The 19333-nt window shown below is 65.6% G+C and carries 19 protein-coding genes and 1 pseudogene; 6 read left to right on the plus strand and 14 right to left on the minus strand.

Features of this window, described 5'->3' with window-relative positions:
* Positions 1–115 precede the first annotated feature (115 nt).
* Both metF and LRS09_RS00680 read right to left on the minus strand, forming a co-directional pair.
* Positions 116–1036 carry a methylenetetrahydrofolate reductase [NAD(P)H] gene (gene metF, locus LRS09_RS00675; protein ID WP_257803640.1) on the minus strand — a complete coding sequence of 307 codons (921 nt, stop codon included), beginning with the start codon at positions 1034–1036 and terminating at the stop codon, positions 116–118.
* Positions 1036–2018 (minus strand): annotated as a pseudogene (locus LRS09_RS00680) (ArsR/SmtB family transcription factor). The gene metF and the pseudogene LRS09_RS00680 overlap by 1 nt, the downstream one beginning before the upstream one ends.
* A 112-nt stretch (positions 2019–2130) precedes the next feature.
* Between LRS09_RS00680 and tsaA the strand changes: the two are divergent.
* Positions 2131–2658, plus strand: a complete 528-nt coding sequence (gene tsaA / locus LRS09_RS00685; protein ID WP_257803641.1) for a tRNA (N6-threonylcarbamoyladenosine(37)-N6)-methyltransferase TrmO — start codon at positions 2131–2133, stop codon at positions 2656–2658.
* Entirely contained in the window at positions 2658–2981 is a 324-nt protein-coding gene (locus LRS09_RS00690; protein ID WP_257803642.1) for a DUF2293 domain-containing protein, read from the plus strand. Before tsaA ends, LRS09_RS00690 begins: the two co-directional genes overlap by 1 nt.
* Positions 2982–3011: 30 nt before the next feature.
* Here LRS09_RS00690 and LRS09_RS00695 read toward each other — a convergent pair whose 3' ends face one another.
* From LRS09_RS00695 to ettA, 6 genes are all read right to left on the minus strand, one after another.
* Entirely contained in the window at positions 3012–3641 is a 630-nt protein-coding gene (locus LRS09_RS00695; protein ID WP_257803644.1) for an MOSC domain-containing protein, read from the minus strand.
* A 47-nt stretch (positions 3642–3688) separates the two neighbouring features.
* Complete coding sequence (locus LRS09_RS00700) at positions 3689–4813, minus strand: beta-ketoacyl-ACP synthase III (RefSeq protein ID WP_257803645.1); 1125 nt, start codon at positions 4811–4813, stop codon at positions 3689–3691.
* Between the two features lie 245 nt (positions 4814–5058).
* Complete coding sequence (gene tam / locus LRS09_RS00705; protein WP_257803646.1) at positions 5059–5835, minus strand: trans-aconitate 2-methyltransferase; 777 nt, start codon at positions 5833–5835, stop codon at positions 5059–5061.
* A gap of 15 nt (positions 5836–5850) precedes the next feature.
* A complete protein-coding gene (locus LRS09_RS00710) occupies positions 5851–6117 on the minus strand; it encodes a type II toxin-antitoxin system RelE/ParE family toxin (RefSeq protein WP_257803647.1) in 267 nt (88 codons plus the stop codon).
* A gap of 2 nt (positions 6118–6119) precedes the next feature.
* A complete protein-coding gene (locus LRS09_RS00715) occupies positions 6120–6350 on the minus strand; it encodes a DUF6290 family protein (protein ID WP_257803648.1) in 231 nt (76 codons plus the stop codon).
* A gap of 62 nt (positions 6351–6412) precedes the next feature.
* Positions 6413–8062 carry an energy-dependent translational throttle protein EttA gene (gene ettA / locus LRS09_RS00720; protein WP_257803649.1) on the minus strand — a complete coding sequence of 550 codons (1650 nt, stop codon included), beginning with the start codon at positions 8060–8062 and terminating at the stop codon, positions 6413–6415.
* Positions 8063–8250: 188 nt separating this feature from the next.
* On the opposite strand from ettA, the gene LRS09_RS00725 reads away from it, so the two are divergent.
* The gene (locus tag LRS09_RS00725; RefSeq protein ID WP_257803650.1) at positions 8251–9471 is read left to right on the plus strand and encodes an MFS transporter; all 1221 of its coding nucleotides are present in this window, start codon (positions 8251–8253) and stop codon (positions 9469–9471) included.
* A gap of 13 nt (positions 9472–9484) precedes the next feature.
* On the opposite strand, the gene LRS09_RS00730 is transcribed toward LRS09_RS00725, so the two are convergent.
* From LRS09_RS00730 to LRS09_RS00740, 3 genes are read right to left on the minus strand one after another with little or no spacing between them, the layout of a single operon-like run.
* A complete protein-coding gene (locus tag LRS09_RS00730; RefSeq protein WP_257803652.1) occupies positions 9485–11023 on the minus strand; it encodes an AMP-binding protein in 1539 nt (512 codons plus the stop codon).
* A gap of 52 nt (positions 11024–11075) precedes the next feature.
* A complete protein-coding gene (locus LRS09_RS00735) occupies positions 11076–12197 on the minus strand; it encodes a DUF5938 domain-containing protein (protein ID WP_257803654.1) in 1122 nt (373 codons plus the stop codon).
* A 34-nt stretch (positions 12198–12231) separates the two neighbouring features.
* On the minus strand, positions 12232–13035 hold the full coding sequence (locus LRS09_RS00740; RefSeq protein ID WP_257803655.1) for an SDR family NAD(P)-dependent oxidoreductase: 804 nt from the start codon (positions 13033–13035) through the stop codon (positions 12232–12234).
* Positions 13036–13344: 309 nt separating this feature from the next.
* On the opposite strand from LRS09_RS00740, the gene LRS09_RS00745 reads away from it, so the two are divergent.
* Positions 13345–13998 carry a TetR/AcrR family transcriptional regulator gene (locus LRS09_RS00745; RefSeq protein ID WP_257803656.1) on the plus strand — a complete coding sequence of 218 codons (654 nt, stop codon included), beginning with the start codon at positions 13345–13347 and terminating at the stop codon, positions 13996–13998.
* Positions 13999–14127: 129 nt separating this feature from the next.
* Positions 14128–15399, plus strand: coding sequence for a diguanylate cyclase (locus tag LRS09_RS00750; RefSeq protein WP_257803657.1), 1272 nt, complete (start codon positions 14128–14130; stop codon positions 15397–15399).
* 7 nt (positions 15400–15406) lie between these two features.
* Here the strand turns inward: LRS09_RS00750 and LRS09_RS00755 are convergent, their stop codons facing one another.
* From LRS09_RS00755 to LRS09_RS00765, 3 genes are all read right to left on the minus strand, one after another.
* Complete coding sequence (locus tag LRS09_RS00755; protein ID WP_257803659.1) at positions 15407–16192, minus strand: ABC transporter permease; 786 nt, start codon at positions 16190–16192, stop codon at positions 15407–15409.
* On the minus strand, positions 16189–16977 hold the full coding sequence (locus LRS09_RS00760; protein WP_257803660.1) for an ABC transporter ATP-binding protein: 789 nt from the start codon (positions 16975–16977) through the stop codon (positions 16189–16191). Before LRS09_RS00760 ends, LRS09_RS00755 begins: the two co-directional genes overlap by 4 nt.
* A gap of 177 nt (positions 16978–17154) precedes the next feature.
* Entirely contained in the window at positions 17155–18180 is a 1026-nt protein-coding gene (locus LRS09_RS00765) for an ABC transporter substrate-binding protein (RefSeq protein WP_257803661.1), read from the minus strand.
* A gap of 206 nt (positions 18181–18386) precedes the next feature.
* Here LRS09_RS00765 and LRS09_RS00770 point away from each other — a divergent pair, with 206 nt between their 5' ends.
* The gene (locus LRS09_RS00770) at positions 18387–19316 is read left to right on the plus strand and encodes an alpha/beta fold hydrolase (RefSeq protein ID WP_257803662.1); all 930 of its coding nucleotides are present in this window, start codon (positions 18387–18389) and stop codon (positions 19314–19316) included.
* Positions 19317–19333 lie beyond the last annotated feature (17 nt).

The following is a 19333-nucleotide window of genomic DNA, read 5'->3' on the forward strand; positions in this document are numbered from 1 at the left end:
CCTGGGAGTGCTGCCATAGGCAGATGAGGGACCCCGGGGGCATTCCTCCAACCTGAGACGACAGATGCAAAAAGGCCGGGTCAACCCGGCCTTTTTCATTGCCTGCGACAGGCGGTCAGGCAGCCGACGCGCTGACCATGGGCGCTTCCTCCGTCGCGCGAATGCCGATCATGTGGCAGATCGCGAAGGCAAGGTCGGCTCGGTTCATCGTGTAGAAATGGAAGTCGCCCACGCCACGCTCGACCAGATCGAGCACCTGCTCGGCCGCGACCGCCGCTGCCACCAGCGCATGCGTCTGCGGGTCGCCCTGCAGTCCGTCGAACCGCTCCGCGAGCCAGGCCGGCACATGCGCACCGCAGCGGCTCGCGAAGTTCGCGACTGCGGTGAAGCTGTGCACGGGAAGGATGCCCGGCACGATCGGGATATAGATGCCCGCTCGCCGCGCCCGCTCGACATACCGCTCGTAGACGTCGTTGTCGAAGAAGAACTGGGTGATGGCGCGGGTCGCGCCATTGTCCACCTTGCGCTTCAGCATCTCGATGTCGGTCGCGAAATCCGGGCTTTCAGGATGCTTCTCGGGATAGGCGGACACGGAAATGTCCTGCGCGCCCTGGGCGGCCAGGGCGGCGACCAGTTCGGCGCCGTTCGAATAGCCGTGCGGATGCGGCCGGTAGCGCGAGCCGACGCCCTCGGCCGGATCGCCGCGCAGCGCAACGAAACGCTTCACGCCCATCGAGAGAAAATCGGAAATCACCGCATCGGACTGTTCGCGGCTCGCATCGACGCAGGTAAGATGCGCCGCGGGCGAAAGAGAGGTCTCGTTCAGGATGCGGCGTACCGTGCGCGCGGTCCGCTCCCGCGTCGAGCCGCCGGCGCCGTATGTGACGGAGACGAAGCTCGGCCGCAGCGGCTCGAGCCGCTTCACCGTCTCCCACAGCCGAGCTTCCATGTCGTCGGACTTGGGCGGGAAGAATTCGAACGAGACGCGGACCTTGTCGCCGATGTCGGGACGTCGGGAAAGCCGGAACTGGGACATTACGCGGTCTCCGTGGCGAGGCGTCGTTCGTGGGTAGGATGGGCAAGCAGGATCCGGCGATCGCGGCCGGACCAGAGCTTCACGGTGAGCCCGCCCTCCACCGACGGAGCGAAGGCCACCGTTTCCTCCTGCTCGAGGCCGGCCTCTTTCATCCACTCGGCAATCTGCCGGTCGGAGAAGCCGAGGCGCGCGTGCGCCTGCTCCTCGCGCAGGAACTCGAAGTCGTGCGGCGCGAAATCGACGATCGCCAGCCGCCCGCCGGGACGCAGCGTCCTGGCCGCCTCTGCGACGGCGAAGCCGGGATTGTCGAGATAATGCAGCACCTGGTGGATCGTCACGAGGTCGAAGGCGTCACGGTCGACCGGCGGCGCATAGACATCGCCCTGCCGCACCTGGGCGTGCGCGACGCCGGCCTTGTCGAGGTTGGCGCGCGCGACGGACAGCATCTCGCGCGACATGTCGATGCCGACGGCGCGCCGGTGCACCAGGGCGCGAAAATCTCCAGCAGGCGACCGGTGCCCGTCCCGAGGTCGAGCATGGCGTTGAACGGCGTCCCGCCGGCGAGCTTCAGCAGCGCCGCCTCGACCGCGTGGTCCGGCACATGCAGGGCCCGCAACTGGTCCCACTGCGCTGCATTGGCGCTGAAATACTCTGCCGCCCGCTCGCGGTTCTTGCGCTTGACGGCCTCCAGCCGCTCCATGTCGCGCAGCACCTGCGGATCGGCCGCGTCGACGCGTCCGACCAGGCCGAGCACGAACTCGCGCGCGGCATCGTTGTCGGACAGGCGGAAGAAGGCCCAGGAACCCTCCTGGTAGCGGCCGATCAGCCCGGCTTCGAGAAGCAGCTTCAGGTGCCGCGAGACGCGCGGCTGCGACTGGTTAAGGATCGAGGTCAGGTCGGAAACTGTAAGGTCGCCGCGCGACAGCAGCACGAGGATACGGAAACGGCTGGATTCTCCCGCCGCCTTGAGCGTATCGACCATCCGGTTCAGATTGACTTTCGGCTGCGCCACGTTCGACCTCGAAGAGACATAAAGATATGTTTATGTGAGGAGCGGCGGGGACGCAAGCGGAATGTCGCACACGGGAAAGAAAATGGCGCTTCCATTCAACGACCGGCCGGAATTCGAGGTGCGCGAAGGCGAAGTGCGCCTTGAGGTCGATCCTACGAGCCTGACGCCCGATGCAGGGCTCGTCTTCATCGGCCGCGTCTCCTCGCCCTGGACCGAGCGATCGCAGTGCCCGAAGAACATGCGCGAGGCGCGCGAGAAAGGCGGCGGTGCCCGGATCACGCTCGATCCGGCCTATCGCGACGGCCTGCGCGGCCTTGGCCAGTGCAGCCACGCCATCCTGCTCTCCTGGTTCAACCGCTCGCCCCGCGACCTGATCGTGCAGAAGCCGCGCCACGCCGAGGCCGCCAAGGGCACCTTCGCGCTGCGCTCGCCGGTCAGGCCCAATCCGGTCGGCGTCCATGTCGTGCGGCTGCTCGCCGTAAATGAGCAGGCCGGAACGGTCGAGCTGGAGGCGATAGACCTCCTCGACGGCACGCCGCTGATCGACATCAAGCCCTATTTTGCCTCGACCGATTCGGTGCCCGACGCGACGCGGCAGGCCGGCACCTGATGGCCGGAACGCAACGCCAGAAGGAGATCGCCAAGGGCCTCACCCTCTTGATCCCGCTCGCGCCATGGGCGGATGCGGAGGCGATCCGCGAAGCGGCCGGCCAGAAGCACCTGAAGGCTCTGCCGCCTTCGGTCGCGCTGTGGCTCGCGACTGTCGCGCATGTCCGCCACCAGCATACCTCCTACGACGCGCTGCTCGCCGACGGCTACGACCGCGACTCTGCGCGCTTCTTCGTCGTTGACGAGATCAACGAGGTGCTGACGCGGTGGCGCGCGAGCCGGCTGCTCGATCCGGACGGGGACGAGGAAGCCGTCAGCGGTTAGGCCGGAAGGCCCTGCTCTCAGGGACGGCGCTCAGGCGCGATAGATCCACTGCTCGGGAACGCGCACCGAAATCTCCTCGCCTTTCGTGATCCGGCCCGGCTTCTCCACCCAGGCGACCAGTCCGCGCAGCCGCTTCGCAGCCTTCGGAAACAAAAGCGCGCCCGCCTCGCGGTCCTCGATGCCGCCCCGCTCCGCAACGCGCCGTCCGGCGAAGCGGCAGGGCGCGTTCTGGCCATCGACCTTCAGCGTCACCCCACCCTTGAAGAACAGCATCGTGCCGGCCGGGAGGAAGGAGAGCATCGGCAGCCCGTCGATCAGCAGGTTTGCACCGACCCATTCCGGGCGGAGGACCGGCAGGTCCATGTTGCGGGCGATGCGCGCAAGCTCGTCCGGCGCCACGATCGAAACCTGCCGCTCGTTCCTGATCTCGGTGCCGCGCGCATACCACGGCTCGCGCCCGCCGGACCGGCGCGTGGAACCGTGGTGATAGTCGCCCGGGATGCCGTCAAAGCCGAGGTCGAGGAACTCGACCTGCCGCGTTTCGAAATCGTCGCCCGCAGCAGCGTAGAGACCGGCGACGCGGGCGGACAGCTTTCGTGCCGGAACGATGTCCGGGTCGGGATCGAGCGGATGGCCGAAGGGCAATGTCGCCTCGCGCATGCGAATTCTCCAGTCAGGGGCGGCCAAGGTCCTGCCCTGAGCGTCGGCTACATCTTGCGGAGAATCGCTCCGCCGATCGAATAGCCGGCACCGAAGGCGCACAGCATGCCGAACTGCCCGGCTTCCATGTCCTCGTGATACTGCTTCAGTGCAACCACCGCGCCGGCGGCGGCCGTGTTGCCGAGCTTCTCCAACACCATCGGGGCGCGGTCGGCATCCGCCTCGTAGCCGAGCGCGAGCTTCATGATCATCGCGTTCATGCGGCCGTTGGCCTGGTGCAGCCAATAGCGCCGCACGTCCTCGACCGTCATGCCGTGGTCGGCCAGGAAGGCGGAGATGAAACGGTGGGCGGCGACCGTGACTTCCTTGAAGACCTTGTTGCCAACCTGCTTGATCATGTTTCCTTCCATGTTGACCACGGAAGTGTCTTCCTGCCCGGCCCGGATCAGGAAGCCGAAGTTCGAGCGAATGTTGTTCGAGAACTGCGTCCAGTTGCGCGTGTCGAGCACCTCGAAGCGGCCGGGCCTCGTCTCACCCTCGCCGATTGCCTCGACCACCATCGTGGCGGAGGCGTCGCCGAAGATGAAATGCGTCTGCCGGTCGCGGAAATTGAGATGCGCGGTGATGATCTCGGGCGAGACCACCAGCACGCGCTTCTGTGCCCCGGTGCGCACAAGATTGGTGGCGATATGCAGTCCGGCAGCGGCGGAAGAGCAGCCGAGATTCATGTCGAAGGCCGCGCCCGAGGCGCCGAGCGCCTTCTGGATCTCCACCGCGACCGCGGGATAGGGCCGCTGCTGGTGCGAGGCGGCGCAGATGACCATGTCCACCGTCGACGGGTCCGTCACGCCCGCATGTTCAAGCGCCCGCTTCGCCGACACCACACCAAACTCGGCCATCACCGACAGCTCGTCATCGCCGCGCGGCGGGATGCGCGGCGTCATCCGCGTCACGTCGAGTATGCCCTCGCGCGTATGCACATGGCGGTTCTTCACTCCCGACGCATAGACGATGAAGTCGGTGTCCGATTTCGCCAGCGGCGGCTCACCGGAGGCAGCGCGCCTGACGTTTTCCAGGTCCACCCATTCGTTGAACGAGGCGACCAATTCTTCGTTCGTGATGGTGGATTCCGGTATCTCGACGCCGATACCGCTGATGATGACACGCTGCATGCTGGTGGTTGTCCTCGACGCCCCGGCCGACGTCGCGACGCACCCTTGGGCGCGTACGGCAAACTAGCCATTGCGCCGAGCCGAATACGCCAAAAGCCGGTTGCTGCCAAGGATCAGACGCGGTCCGCCTACAATTTTGGTTTCCAACGGAAACCATCCGGCACTACCGGGCAAACGCGCTGCTCAAAACCGATCGGAGAGACGCCCGCGACGCCATACAGGGCAGTCGGGTCAATGCCGGCCTGTCAGGCGTCGAGCGGCTTCTGCGCCACCATGAACAGGCGCGGGAAACGCAGCAGCACCTTGCCGTCGGCCGCGGGCGGATAGGCTGCCGCGATCTTCGCCTGATAGCTGGCGAGGAAATCCTGCTGCTCCGCTGGATCAAGCGGATCGAGGAACGGCTTGAGTCCCGTGGACTTGACCCACTCGACGATCGCCGCGGCGTCCGCCAGCGGATGGTTGTAGTGGGTGTGCCAGATGTCCACCCGCGCGGCATGCGGTGTCAGGAGGTCGTAATAGAACGCCACCGGCGGCAGCGGCTGGCGCGCGGCATTGGCCAGCTTTGTCGCGAATCGGTCCTCGGCGGCGACCTCGCGCATCAGGCGATGCGACGGTTCGGCAATGTTGTCCGGCATCTGCACCGCCAGCACACCGCCTGGCGCAAGCTGGCCCATCAGCCGCACCAGCACCGCCGGATGGTCCGGCAGCCACTGGAACACTGCATTGGCGAAGATCACGTCGACCGGCTCGGCCGGAGTCCAGCCGGCCGCATCCTCAAGCGTGAAGGAGAGGCCCGGAAGCCGCTTGCGCGCCTTGTCGATCATGTCGGGCGATGTGTCGAACCCCGACACCTGCGCATCCGGCCAGCGCTCGGCCAGAAGCTCGGTCGAATTGCCCGGCCCGCAGCCGACATCCATCACCCGGCGCGGAGCCTGAAGCGGCACCTGCGCCAAGAGATCGCGCGACGGGCGCGTCCGCTCATCCTCGAACTTGAGATACTGCGCGGCGGACCAGTCAGGCATCAAACACCTTGAGCTTCAGCGATAGATTTCGCGTCGATTGCCGATGCGGACGACCAGAACCGTCACGGTCGCGTCGTCGATCGATGCGATCACCCGGAAATCCCCGACGCGGTATTTCCAATAGTGGCCAAGCGGGCCGTGCAACGCTTCTCCAACTTCACGCGGATCCTCCCGGGCGGCGATCCGGTCGTGGATAAAGCGGGCTATCCGAACACGATCGACAGAGCCGAGACGTTCGAGATCCTTTTCCGCACGCCGTTCAAAGCGCACCTGCCAAGGCATGGCTATGCCTCGTCAGGATTGCCCAGATCGATATCAAGCTTCTGAAGCACCTCATTAAAGCTGATGAACTGCGGGTTGTCCCGCATCCGCTGCTCCGCGAGATACAGGTCCTCCAGGTCGTCGAGATGCTCGAGAATCGCCTCTCGAGCATAGTAGCTCTTCGTCCGGCCCGTCTTGCGGGCCAGATCGTCGAGCCGGTCTTCAATCTCTTTCGGCAATCGCAGTGCGAGCATGACATCCAACCTCTGCTATACATGTATAGCGAAAGCTGGACGCATGCAACGGTGGAGGTCTATTACCGCGTCAGCCGCTTGTGCGCCATGCGATGCGGCACCAGAGCCTCGGGGCCGAGGCGGCGGGCCTTGTCCTTCTCGTATTCCTCGAAGTTGCCCTCGAACCACTCGACATGCGCGTCACCCTCGAAGGCGAGCATGTGGGTGGCCATGCGGTCGAGGAACATGCGATCGTGCGAGATGATGACGGCGCAGCCGGCATAGGCTTCGAGCGCATCTTCCAGCGCGCCCAGCGTCTCGGTGTCGAGGTCGTTGGTCGGTTCGTCGAGCAGCAGCACGTTGCCGCCGTTCTTCAGCATCTTGGCCAGGTGCACGCGGTTGCGCTGGCCACCCGACAGGTTGCCAACCTTCTGCTGCTGGTCGCCGCCGCGGAAGTTGAACGACGAGCAGTAGGCGCGGGAGTTGACCTCGTGCTTGCCGAGCTTGATCACCTCGGCGCCGCCGGAGATCTCCTCCCAAACGGTCTTGTTCGGGTCGAGCGCGTCGCGGCTCTGGTCGACATAGCCGAGCCGCACCGTCTCGCCGAGGCGGATCGTGCCGGCAGTCGGCTGCTCCTGGCCGGTGATCATGCGGAACAGCGTCGTCTTGCCGGCGCCGTTGGGGCCGATGACGCCGACGATGCCGCCGGGCGGCAGGCGGAACGACAGGTCTTCGATCAGCACCTCGTCGGTATAGGCCTTGCTGAGGTTCTCGACCTCGATGACGACGTTGCCCAGGCGCTCGCTCGACGGGATGACGATCTGCGTGTCGGTCGGCTTGCGGTTCTGCGCCTGCTCGAGCAATTCCTCATAGGCCTTGATGCGTGCCTTGGACTTGGTCTGGCGGGCCTTGGGCGAGGATGCGATCCACTCGCGTTCGCGCCAGATCGACTTCTGGCGGGCGTCGTCCTCACGGCCCTCCTGGATCAGGCGCTTGGCCTTGGCGTCGAGATATTTGGTGTAGTTGCCCTCGTAGGGAATGCCGCGGCCGCGGTCGAGCTCGAGGATCCAACCGGTGACGTTGTCGAGGAAGTAGCGGTCGTGGGTGATGATCAGCACCGAGCCCGGATAGTCGCGCAGGTGCTTTTCAAGCCAGCCTGTCGTCTCGGCGTCGAGATGGTTGGTCGGCTCGTCAAGCAGCAGCAGGTCCGGCTGTTCGAGAAGCAGGCGGCAGAGTGCGACGCGGCGGCGCTCGCCGCCCGAGAGGTTGTTGACGTCGGCATCCGGTGGCGGACACTGCAGTGCGTCCATCGCCATCTCGACCTGCTGGTCGAGGTCCCACAGGTTGAGGCGGTCCATCTCGTCCTGCAGGCGGGCGCCCTCGTCCGCCGTCTCGTCCGAGTAGTTCATCATCAGTTCGTTGTAGCGCTCGATGATCGCCGTCTTCTTGGCGACGCCGTCCATGACGTTCTCGCGCACGGTCTTGGCCGGGTCGAGCTGCGGCTCCTGCGCCAGGTAGCCGACGGTGGCGCCCTCCGCGAGCCAGGCCTCGCCCTGGTGCTCCTTGTCGAGGCCCGCCATGATGCGCAGGATCGTCGACTTGCCCGAGCCGTTCGGGCCCAGGATGCCGATCTTGGCGTCCGGGTAGAAGGACAGATGGACGTTATCGAGCACCTTCTTGGCGCCGTAGGCCTTGGAGAGGCCCGACATGTGATAGATGAACTGGCGTGCCACGCGCGCGATCCCTGATCAACGAGTGTTGGAAGTTGCGCGCTATGTAGGCGAACGGGCCGCAAAGGGCAATGTGGCGCACACACTTCCGTGTGCTGGTGCTGGCGCGGTTGCGCCCCACCCGGGAAAATCCTAACTGCACCAGACTTGATTTCGCGACTCGGGAGGTGACGCGACTAGGAGAACCGGACATGACCAGCGCGCTCGACGACCCCATTCGGCCGTCCTCCCTCCCCCTCGAAGGCGCGCCTGCGGTCAATCCCGGCCTGGTCATGCTGGCGCTCGCTATGGGCGGCTTCGCGATCGGCACGACCGAATTCGCGGCGATGAGCCTGCTTCCCTATTTCTCCGCCGGCCTCGGCGTCGACGAACCGACTGCCGCACATGCCATCAGCGCATATGCGCTCGGTGTCGTCGTCGGCGCGCCCATCATCGCGGTCCTCTCCGCCCGGGTTCCAAGGCGCACCCTGCTGATGGTGCTGATGGCGGTGTTCGGCGTGGCCAACTGCCTCAGCGCCATGTCGCCCTCCTACAACTGGCTGCTGGCGTTCCGCTTCATGAGCGGTCTGCCACACGGCGCCTATTTCGGCGTGGCGGCCCTCGTCGCGGCGTCGCTCGTGCCGCAGAACAGACGCGCATCGGCGGTCGCGAAGGTGATGCTTGGCCTCACCGTCGCGACAATCATTGGCGTGCCGGTGGCGACCTGGCTCGGCCAGGCCTTCGGATGGCGCTGGGGCTTTGCTGTCACCGGCCTCCTCGCGCTGATGACCTTCGTCATGGTCGCGGCCTTCGCACCGAAGGACCAGCCCGACGCAGACGCAAGTCCGCTGCGCGAACTCGGCGCCTTCGCCAACCGGCAGGTGCTGCTCACGCTTGCCACCGCGGTCGTCGGCTTCGGCGGGCTGTTCGCCGTCTACTCCTACACCGCCTCGACGCTGCTGGAGGTGACGCAGGTCGAGCCCTGGGTGGTGCCGATCGTGATCGGCCTGTTCGGCGTCGGCATGACGCTCGGCACGATCTTCGCGGCCTGGGCGGCGGACAAGGCACTGCGTGCCACCGCGACCGGCATTATCATCGCCAGCGCGCTGACGCTTTTCGCCTTTCCGTTCTCGGTCGGTAATGTCTGGACGATCTCGCTGGTGGTCTTCCTGATCGGCTGCGCGTCGAGCCTCGGCGTCGTGATCCAGACCTATCTCATGGACGTCGCCAAGGACGCCCAGACGCTGGCGGCGGCCGCCAACCACAGTGCCTTCAATGCGGCCAACGCGCTCGGGCCATGGCTGGCTGGCCTGGCGATCTCCGCCGGCTACGGCTTCCCGTCCTCCGGTTTCGTCGGCTGCGGACTGGCCATCCTTGGCCTTGTCATGTGGCTCGTGACGCTGGCCGACGCACGGCGTTCGCGGCCGAACTGAGGCGGTCCGGCCGTCAGCCGCCGGCGTCCTCGACCAGCTTGGCACGGATGTCGGACTTCAGCACCTTGCCGACCTTGGACCGCGGCAGGTCGGGCCACACCTCGACCTGCTTGGGCGTCTTGACGCTGCCGATCCGGCGCTTAACGAAATCGGTGACCTCGGCGACGTCGATCGCCTTGCCGGCGCGCGACTGCAGCACGGCGACAATCCGTTCGCCCCACTTCTCGTCGGGCAGGCCGATCACCGCGCAATCCTGCACCGCCTCATGCGCCTGCAGCGCCTGCTCGACCTCGACCGAGTAGACGTTGAAGCCGCCGGTGATGATCATGTCCTTGGCCCGGTCGACGATGTAGAGGAAGTTGTCCTCGTCCAGGTAGCCGATGTCGCCGGTGTGATGCCAGCCATACGCCGACGCCTCAGCGGTCGCCTCCGGGTTCTTGTAGTAACCCGCCATAACGAGCGATCCCCGGACGACGATCTCGCCGCGCTCGCCCTGCGGCAGCAGTTCGCCCTCGGAGTTCATGATGCCGACGCTGACGAGTGGCGCGACCCGGCCGGCCGAGGACAGGCGCGCGGTGGCGACCGAGCCGTCCGGCGCGTAATGGTCCGCCGGCCGCATCATCGAGATCATCATAGGCGCCTCTGTCTGGCCGAACAGCTGCGCCATCGGCCCGATGCGCCTCAGCGCCTCCTCCAGCCTGACGGCCGAGATCGGCGCAGCACCATACCAGAAGCATTGCAGCGAACTGAGGTCCGCCGCGTCCAGCCCTGCATGGTCGAGCAGCATGTAGATCACCGTCGGCGGCAGGAATGTGTGCGTGACCCGGTAGTGCTCGATCAGCCGCAGGAACTCGCCGATGTCGGGATGGTGCATGATGACGATCCGGCCACCGAGCGCCATGATCGGAAAGCACAGCACGCCGGCGGCATGCGTCAGCGGCGCGAGTGCGAGATAGGTCGGCCGCCCCTCGAAGGGGTATCCCATCAAGGTCAGCGCGGTCATCGTCTCGATGTTGCGCCCGGTCAGCATCACACCCTTCGGCTTGCCCGTCGTGCCGCCGGTTCCCGGGATCATGGCGAGATCGTCCGGCGGCGCGCGCTCGAAGACGCGACCGTCGATGCCCTCCAGCCAGGTGTCGAAGGACTCCGCGAAAGGCAGTTCCCTGTCGAGGCAGACCAGCACTCTGAGCTTGGGCAGGTTCGCGCGGATACGCTCGACCATCCCGGCGAAGCTGGAGTTGAACAGCAGCAGGCCGCAATCGAAATTGTCGAGGATGAACTGGTTCTCGGCCGCCTCGTTGCGCGGATTGATCGGGCACCAGACCGCGCCCGCGCGTGAGATGCCGAAGACGCAGGAGAAGGCGACTGGATCGTTGCCGGACAGGATCGCGACCTTGTCGCCGGGCGCGATGCCGGAACGGGCGAGGCCCGCCGCGATCCTGTAGCTCAGTGTCTGCACGTCGGCATAGCTGAGATCCGCATCGTCCATCGTCAGGCATGGGCGGCCGGCGCCGAGGGAGGCGCCCTTGTCAAGGTAATCGACCAGTCGCATCGCGTTGCTCCCGTAAGGTGGCCGGGCAGCGGCAAGCCGCCGCCCGCTCAGGTCAAGTGTGGACCGTCAGGATCGGATTCATCACCAGGCCGAAGCTGCGCAGCTGCCCGAGCAACTCGCGATGACCGAAAGCCTGGCAGGCCGAGGCAAAGCCGACGCGCTTCGGCGGCTGCTGCAAAAGCGAGAAGGCGGCATAGGCCTGCAGCATACCGGTCTGCTTGTAGTTGCAGTTGCCGTGGATGACGCAGTGCGCCCGCCCGAGCGGCCCCGACGCGTAGACGGAATCGATCGAGGTGTTGATGCGCGGGTTCTCGCGCGGCGGCATCGTCGCCTGCAGGCTCGCGGCGATGTCGCCGAGCGCCTTCTCCTGCTGGTCAGGCGGCAGCGGCTTGATCTGCTCCTTGACCATCTGCGTGGTCTGGACGACGCCCTCCATCACGGGCCTCGCCAGCACACCGCCCATGACGCGGCAGTTGGAGACGCGCGGGTCGCTCTTGAACCAGACCGGATGCGCGGTGCCGCCCCACGGCACCGCAATCGCGGTCTCGTGCTGGCCCGGCACCGCGACGTCAGCGCGTGCGGTCACGTCCCACTCGACGAACTTGTTCTGCTCCAGATAATACCAGTTCGCCTTGAGGATGGTGAAGATCGTCTGGGTCGAGGCGTAGGTCGGAAAACCCTTCCAGAACACCAGGATGTCAAGCGTGTCGAGCCCGGGTGTCTCCAGGCAGATGTTCGCTGCGATCTCGCCGGTCGTGTACATCTGGGCGTTGTTGGGCGCGAGCAGCAGGCCCTTCTTGGCGAACGCCTCGCCCCAGGTCTTCTGGCAATGCAGCACCCAGTCCTGTTCGCCGGTCGTGTCGGTGTAATGGCAGCCGGCCGCCAGCGCCGCCTCGACCACTTCCGAACCGTATTTGATGAAAGGTCCGACCATGTTCGACACGACCCTGCTACCCTTGAACAGCTTGGTCAGCGCCTCGACCGTATGCTCCACCTCGACCACTTCGTAGTCGGCGGTCTCGATGCCCGGGATCTTGTCGACCACGGCCTGCACCTTGGCCTTGTCGCGCCCGGCGGCGATGAAGGGGATGTTGTATTCCCTGAGATATTCGCAGACCAGGCGTCCGGTGTAGCCGGAGACGCCGTAGACCACGACGGGTCGCTTGTCGCTCATCTGAAATCCTCCCTGTATTCTTGGATGATTGCCGTCACATGCCCATGCCGCCGTCGACCGGCAGGCCGGCGCCGGTGACGAAGCGCGAGGCGTCCGAGCACAGGAACACCGCGGCATCCGCGATGTCCGACACCTCGGCCAGCCGCGCCAGCGGCGTCTGCTCGACCACCATCGCCACGGCGGCGTTGATGTCGGCGGCAAGGCCGACCGAGACCATGTCGGCAGCGAGCTTCATGCCCATCTCGGTCGGCGCGAGGCCCGGATAGAGGCAGTTGACGCGCACCCCATAGCCGAGCTTTCCCGCCTCCATGGCCGCCACGCGGGTCATCCGGTCCACCGCCGACTTGGTGCCCGAGTAGCCGACGATGGCCGGGAAGGCGATCGTCGCGGCGACCGAGGCGATGTTGAGGACCGAGCCGCCCTTGCCGGCCGCACCGCCCGGCCGCATCGCGCGGAAGGCATGCTTCATGCCGAGCGCCACGCCGACAATGTTGACGTCGCACATGCGCCGCAGGTCTTCCGGCTTCACGTCGACGACCAGCGAGGTGATCTCGATGCCGGCATTGTTGACCAGGATATCGAAGCCGCCCAGTTCCGACACGGTCGCCGCGACCGCCTTTTCCCACTGCGCCTCGTCGGTGACGTCGAGCTGCGCGAAGCCGCTCTTCACGCCCGACTTCGCCAGCGTCGCGGCCGTCTCTCGTCCGACATCGGCGAGGATATCGCCGATCATTACCGACGCCCCCTGGGCCGCGAGCGCCTGCGCGATCGCCGCGCCGATGCCCCTTGCCCCACCCGTCACCAGGGCCGTCCGGCCCGTCAGGTTCTTTTCAGCCATGTCTTCCTCCCTGTTTTGCTCGATGCCGGACAAGGCTCCGCCCTCCGGGCCAAACGGCCCGGTGGCGCCAAGCGCGCGAAACACTGTCCAGGTTCGGCATTCCTCCCTGCGCCCGCCCCGACCGTCGGTGCGAGTGCGATACTTTTGACAGATGGCCAAAAATATCATGACAAGCGTCAAACAAAATCTTGACGCTTGTCAAGCGACAAATCTTGACGACTGTCCAGGAAATTGCTTTCGCCTATATGGAATGGCATTGTGCGGTGCCGGCCCGGCGTTCGGCCGGATCGGAAAGCGGAAAGAGGCGACATGGCGCTGCAGGAAATCGAGGCGAGACCAACAGTCACCGGAAAGGCGAGCAGCGGACGGGTGGACCGTCTGCGCGTGGACAAGTTCGCCGCGCGCCGCGTTGAGCTTGCCGAGGCCGCGCTGGAGGCGCTCGGAGAGCTCGGCTACGCCCGCACCAGCCTGCGCGAGATCGCCCAGAAGTCGGAGTTCACGCATGGCGTGCTGCACTACTATTTCACCGACAAGGTCGATCTGATCTGCTGCTGCGTGCGGCACTACAAGGCGAAGTGCGTCACGCGCTACGACCAGGTGACCGCAACGGCGCCGACGCGCGAGGCGCTGCTGGAAGGGTTCCTCGCCAAACTCGGCGAGACCATGAGCACCGAGGCCCCGATGCACCGCCTCTGGTGCGACCTGCGCTCACAGGCGCTGTTCGAAGACGTCTTTCGCGACGACGTCATCGCCATCGACAAGAGTCTCGAGGACATGATCTGGCGGATCGCGTCCCGTTATGCGGAACTCGGCGGAAAGGCGCCGTCAATGCCACGCGGGCCGCTCTATTCGGTGTTCGACGGGCTGTTCCAGAAGCATCTGCTGCGCCACTTGGCTGGCGACGCCGACGCGATTCCGCAGATGCTGGACGACGTCCGCCGCCTGCTGCCGCTGATCGCCTGAGGATCAGCGACCGGGACGACCCTACCGCGATAGCGCAGAGATCTTCGAAACATGCGCTTAACGGTTACGGCCCTATAACAGCTTCGGAAAGGCGGCGACACGCTCGCCGCACAATCGGGTTGTCGTAGCGTGACGAACGCACTCCTGCTCCTTGTCGAAGCGCTCGGCTATTTCGGCCTGATGGCAGTACTGTTCGCCCTGCGCGGCCGTATCGGCCTCGGCGTCTTCATGACGGCGCTGGCCGGCATGCATTTCCTCGAAACCTACCTCGCCAGCGTCTTCTACGTCGCGGCGCCTCTCGGCATTCTCTCGCCCGGTTCGACCGTGCTGTTTTCCGGCAAGCTGGTCATGCTGCTGCTGCTCTACATGAAGGAAGACGCGGCGACCGTGCGCCAGCCGATCTACGGCCTGCTCGTCGGCAATCTGCTGACGCTTGCGCTGGTCGGTGTGCTCCGCTTCCACAGCGTCGAGCCGCTGCCCGGCGGGGCCATGCCGGACATGTCCTTCATCGACGACATGGGCTGGCTAATGGCCTGGGGCACCACCCTTCTGTTCATCGACGCCATTCTCATCATCCTGCTCTACGAGGCGCTTGGACGCGTCCTGCGCGCGAGCCTCTTCCTGAGGATTCTGGCCTCGGTCGCAACGATCCTGAGCCTTGACCAGATCGGCTTCTTCACCGTCCTGCACCTCCTGACTGATGCTCCCTGGTCCGCGTTTTTCGGTGGGTGGGCCGGCAAGATGGCGGCAGCGCTGGTCTACAGCACGCTGACGCTCGCCTATCTGCGCTGGTTCGAGCGCGGCGAGTTGCCGGTGCCGCGCGGCGTCTCCGATGTCTTCGAGGCGCTGACCTACCGCGAGCGCTACAATGCGCTGGTCGAGCACGCCGGGCGCGACGCGTTGACCGGCCTGATGCATCGCGGCCGCTTCAACGAACTGGGGGCGCAGGCGGTCGCAGCGAGCCAAAGCAGCGGCCGGCCGCTGACGCTGCTGATCATAGACGTCGACCATTTCAAGTCGATCAACGACCACCACGGCCACGCCGAGGGCGACCGTGTCCTGCAGACCATCGCCGCCACGCTGGTCAGCCAGGTGGGGCCGAAGGACACGGTCTTCCGTATCGGCGGCGAGGAGTTCGCGGTTCTTTGCCCCTACCCGCATGCGCTGGGGCGGCTTCTCGGCGAGACGATCCGGCAGGTGATCTGCCTTGAGGACGGCAGCGCGCCGCGCTGCACGGTAAGCGTCGGTGTCGCGACGACCGGGCCATCGGTGCAAAGCCTCGAGGAGCTCTTCGCGCTCGCGGACCGGCGCCTCTACATGGCCAAGGACGGCGGCCGCAACCGCGTCGTCGGTGAAGGCCCGGCCGAAGGCTGGACGGGCTCTACCGCGATCTCCTTCTGAGCTTCGCCTACTGCGACATCTGGCCGCGATGCGCCCAGCCGGTGGTGCGCCGCTCGATCCAGGCCATCAGCGCATACATCGCGATGCCTTCAACCGCGAGCATGATCAGGCCGGCGAAGACAAGCGGCACGTTGAACTGCGACTGCGCCGCAGACATCATCTGGCCGAGCCCGGAGTTGGACGCCACCGTCTCCGACACGACCGAGCCGACGAAGGCAAGCGTGATCGCCACCTTCAGAGAGCCGAAGAAATACGGCATCGAGCGCGGGATACCGACCTTCAGCATGATGTCCATCTTCTTCGCGCCGAGCGCCCTCAGCACGTCCTCCGTCTCCGGCTCGATCGTGGCGAGACCGGTCGCGACGTTGACCACGATTGGGAAGAACGAGATCAGGAAGGCGGTAAGCACGGCCGGGATCGTGCCGATACCGAACCAGATGACGAGGATCGGCACGATCGCGACCTTGGGAATGGCGTTGAAGCCGACCATGATCGGATAGAGGCCGGCATAGATCGTCTTCGACCAGCCGACCAACAGGCCGAGCGCCAGCCCGCCGACGACGGCAAGCAGGAAGCCGACGCTGGTCGTGTAGAGCGTCTGCAGCGAGTTCTTCCAGATCGCCGGCCAGAACTCGATGATCGCGTTGAGGATAACGCTCGGCGCGGGCAGCACATAGGGCGCGATGCCGAAGATGCGGACCGCCAGCTCCCACACCACGAACAGACCGATCGTGTAGAGCCAAGGAGCGGCGCCTTGCCAGTCGACACCCTTGCGCGTGCTCGTCTCGCTCATGCCGCGCTCCTTGCTTCCGCGATTGCGCCGCGCAGTTCGTGCACCATGTCGTTGAAGGCCGGTTCGTAGAGCAGATCCAGCTCGCGCGGCCGCGGGAACGGCACCCGCCGCTCCTGCAGGATGCGGCCCGGCCGCGAGCTCATGACGAAGATCTTGTCGGCAAGGAAAGTCGCCTCGCGCAGGTCGTGCGTGACGAGGATGATCGTCACCCCCTGCGCCGCATGCAGGTCGCGAATGACGCACCAGAGTTCTTCGCGGGTGAAAGAATCGAGTGCGCCGAACGGCTCGTCCAGCATCAGCAGCTCCGGCTCGTGGATCAGCGCCCGGCAGAGATTGGCGCGCTGCTGCATGCCGCCCGAGAGCTGCCACGGGAATTTCTGACCGAAACCCTTGAGCCCGACCGTTTCCAGCAGCTTCTCGGCCTTGGCGACATATTCCGCCTTGTTGGCGCGCAGCCGCTTGCGATGCTTCTCGACGATCTCCAGCGGCAACAGGATGTTGTCGAGCGTCGTGCGCCACGGCAGCATGGTCGGGTTCTGGAACGCCATGCCGACGATCGACACCGGCTTGGTCACCCGCTCGCCATTGACGGTGACCGTGCCAGCCTGCGGCATGTGCAGGCCGGTCACCAGCTTCATCAGCGTGGACTTGCCACAGCCGGACGGTCCGACCACGGCCGCGAACTCACCCTTGCCGACATCGAGCGTCAGGTCCTTGACGGCCAGGGTGCCGCCTGCCCCGCCATAGCGCATGTCGACATTGGCGATGGTGACGAGAGGGGTCATCCGAAATACTCGAAGGTTCGCGTTCCTTCACGCCCCCTCTGATCTGCCGGCCATCTCCCCCACGAGTCGGGGGAGATCGGCAGTTCCGAGGAAGCATGTAATCTCCCCCCGTGTGGGGGAGATGGCCGGCAGATCAGAGGGGGGCGCCGCAGAACGCGACGCCGCCTGACCTGCGCCTTACGGCAGCATCCGCTCTTCCTTCGGCGGCAGGAACGAGGCGTCGAAGATCTGGTCGGCCTTCACATTGCCGGCGAGCTTCATCGAGACGGTCAGATACTCGATCGACTTGGTGAGCTTGCCCATGTCCAGACCGCCGAAGCCGTTCTCGACGACGTAGGGCGTCTTGATGTTGAGATCGTTCGCCATCTTGAGTCGCTCGATCTCGATGTCCTTCTTCAAGACCTCGTTGCGCGCCATCACGGCGGCGACGCCTGCTTCCGGATCGGCGACCGCGTCGGCAAAGCCCTTGGCCAGCGCCTTGAGGAAGCCCTTCACCGCATCGGGATTCGCCGCCGCAAAGTCGGTGTTGACCAGGATCGAGTTGCCGTAGAGATCCAGCCCGTGCTCGGCCATCAGGATCATCGAGATGTCGTCCGCGGCCACCCCTTGCGCCTTCAGGTTCAGCACCGAGGAGAAGGCGAAACCGAAGATGCCGTCGACCTGGCCCTGCGCCAACATCGGCTCGCGCACCGGGAATCCGACGCTCTCGATCGTCACCTTGGAAGCGTCGATGCCGGCGGCCTGCACGAAGGCCGGCCACTGCGCGAAGGCGCCGTCCGGCGGCGGCGCGCCGAGCTTGTGGCCTTCGACCGACTTCGGATCTTCAGTGATGCCGAGGCTCTTGCGGCCGATGATCGAGAACGGCGGCCGCTCGTAGATCACCATCACCGCCTTGATCTTCTGGGTCGGGTCGGTGTCGAGGAACTTGATCAGCGAATTGATGTCGCCGAAGCCCATCTGATAGGCGCCCGTAGCTACCCGCGGGATCGCCTCCACCGAACCGTTGCCTGTGTCGATGGTGACGTTGAGTCCCGCTTCCTTGAAATAGCCCTTGTCCATCGCGAGGAAGAAACCGGCCGCCGGCCCCTCGAACTTCCAGTCCAGCGTGAACTTGATGTCTGTCTCGGCCGCAGCCGGCGCGGCGAAGGCCACGGCTCCGGCCAATGCGGCGGCAGCGAGCGAGAACGCTCTGCGATTGATCATGCTTCGACACTCCCCAACGTTTGTCAGAACGGCATCAAACAGGGGCCGGACGGGCTTGGCAAGGCAAATTCTGCACAGACATTCATCACCTGTCGCCCCTGACCGTTTCGTAAGCATTCAACGCCCGGTTGCTCCTGCAACGGGCGTCGCTTGACGAATTTGTCGGCAAAGCGCCAAGTCACCCTGCGGTCGCGCGGGAGGAAAACATGGCTTTCGACAGAACGATCAGCGTCGCCTCGCCGACAGGCGCCACGCTCAACGCCTATGTCCGCCTCGCCGAGGGGTCTCCGCGCGGCGTGGTGCAGATCAACCACGGCCTCGCGGAACACGCCGCGCGCTATGCCCGCTTCGCCGATTTCCTCGCCGCGCGCGGCTTCCATGTCTATGCGCACGACCATCGCGGCCATGGCGCGACGATAGCCCCGGACGCCCCGCCCCGCATCTTCGCGAGGCAGGACGGCGCGGCAAAGGTCGTCGCCGACATCGACGCGATGCACGACCGCATCGCGGCCGACCACCCCGGCCTGCCGGTCGTCCTGTTCGGCCATTCGATGGGCGGCCTGTCGGGTATGAATCACGTGTTGAAGCACTCCGCCCGGCTGCATGCGGCGGTGATCTGCAACGCCAACTTCTCCGCGGGCCTGCCCGGCCGCCTCGCTCAGGCGGTGCTCGCCTTCGAGCGCTTCCGGCTCGGTTCCGACGTGTCTTCGCGCATCCTGCCGAAGCTGACTTTCCAGGCTTGGGCGAAGCAGATCAAGGACCGCCGCACCGAATTCGATTGGCTGTCACGCGACCCGGCCGAGGTCGACAAATACGTCGCCGACCCGCTCTGCGGCTGGGACGCGTCGGTATCGATGTGGCGGGACGTGTTCGACTTCATCTTCGCCGGCGCCGACGACCGCAATTATGCTCCCATTCACCGCGACCTGCCGCTCTATCTGGTCGGCGGAGAACACGATCCCGCGACCGACGGCGGCAAGGCGGTGCGCCACCACGCCGAACGACTGAGGCGAATGGGTTTTTCGAATCTGGTTTCAACGATTTACCCGCAGACCCGCCACGAAAGCCTGAACGAAGTAAACCGCGACCAGGTGATGACAGACTTCGCGGCGTGGCTGGCGCGGATCGTCGCCTGACCACCGAAATCGCTGGT

The organism is Mesorhizobium sp. J428 (genome assembly GCF_024699925.1).
Lineage (GTDB): Bacteria > Pseudomonadota > Alphaproteobacteria > Rhizobiales > Rhizobiaceae > Mesorhizobium_A.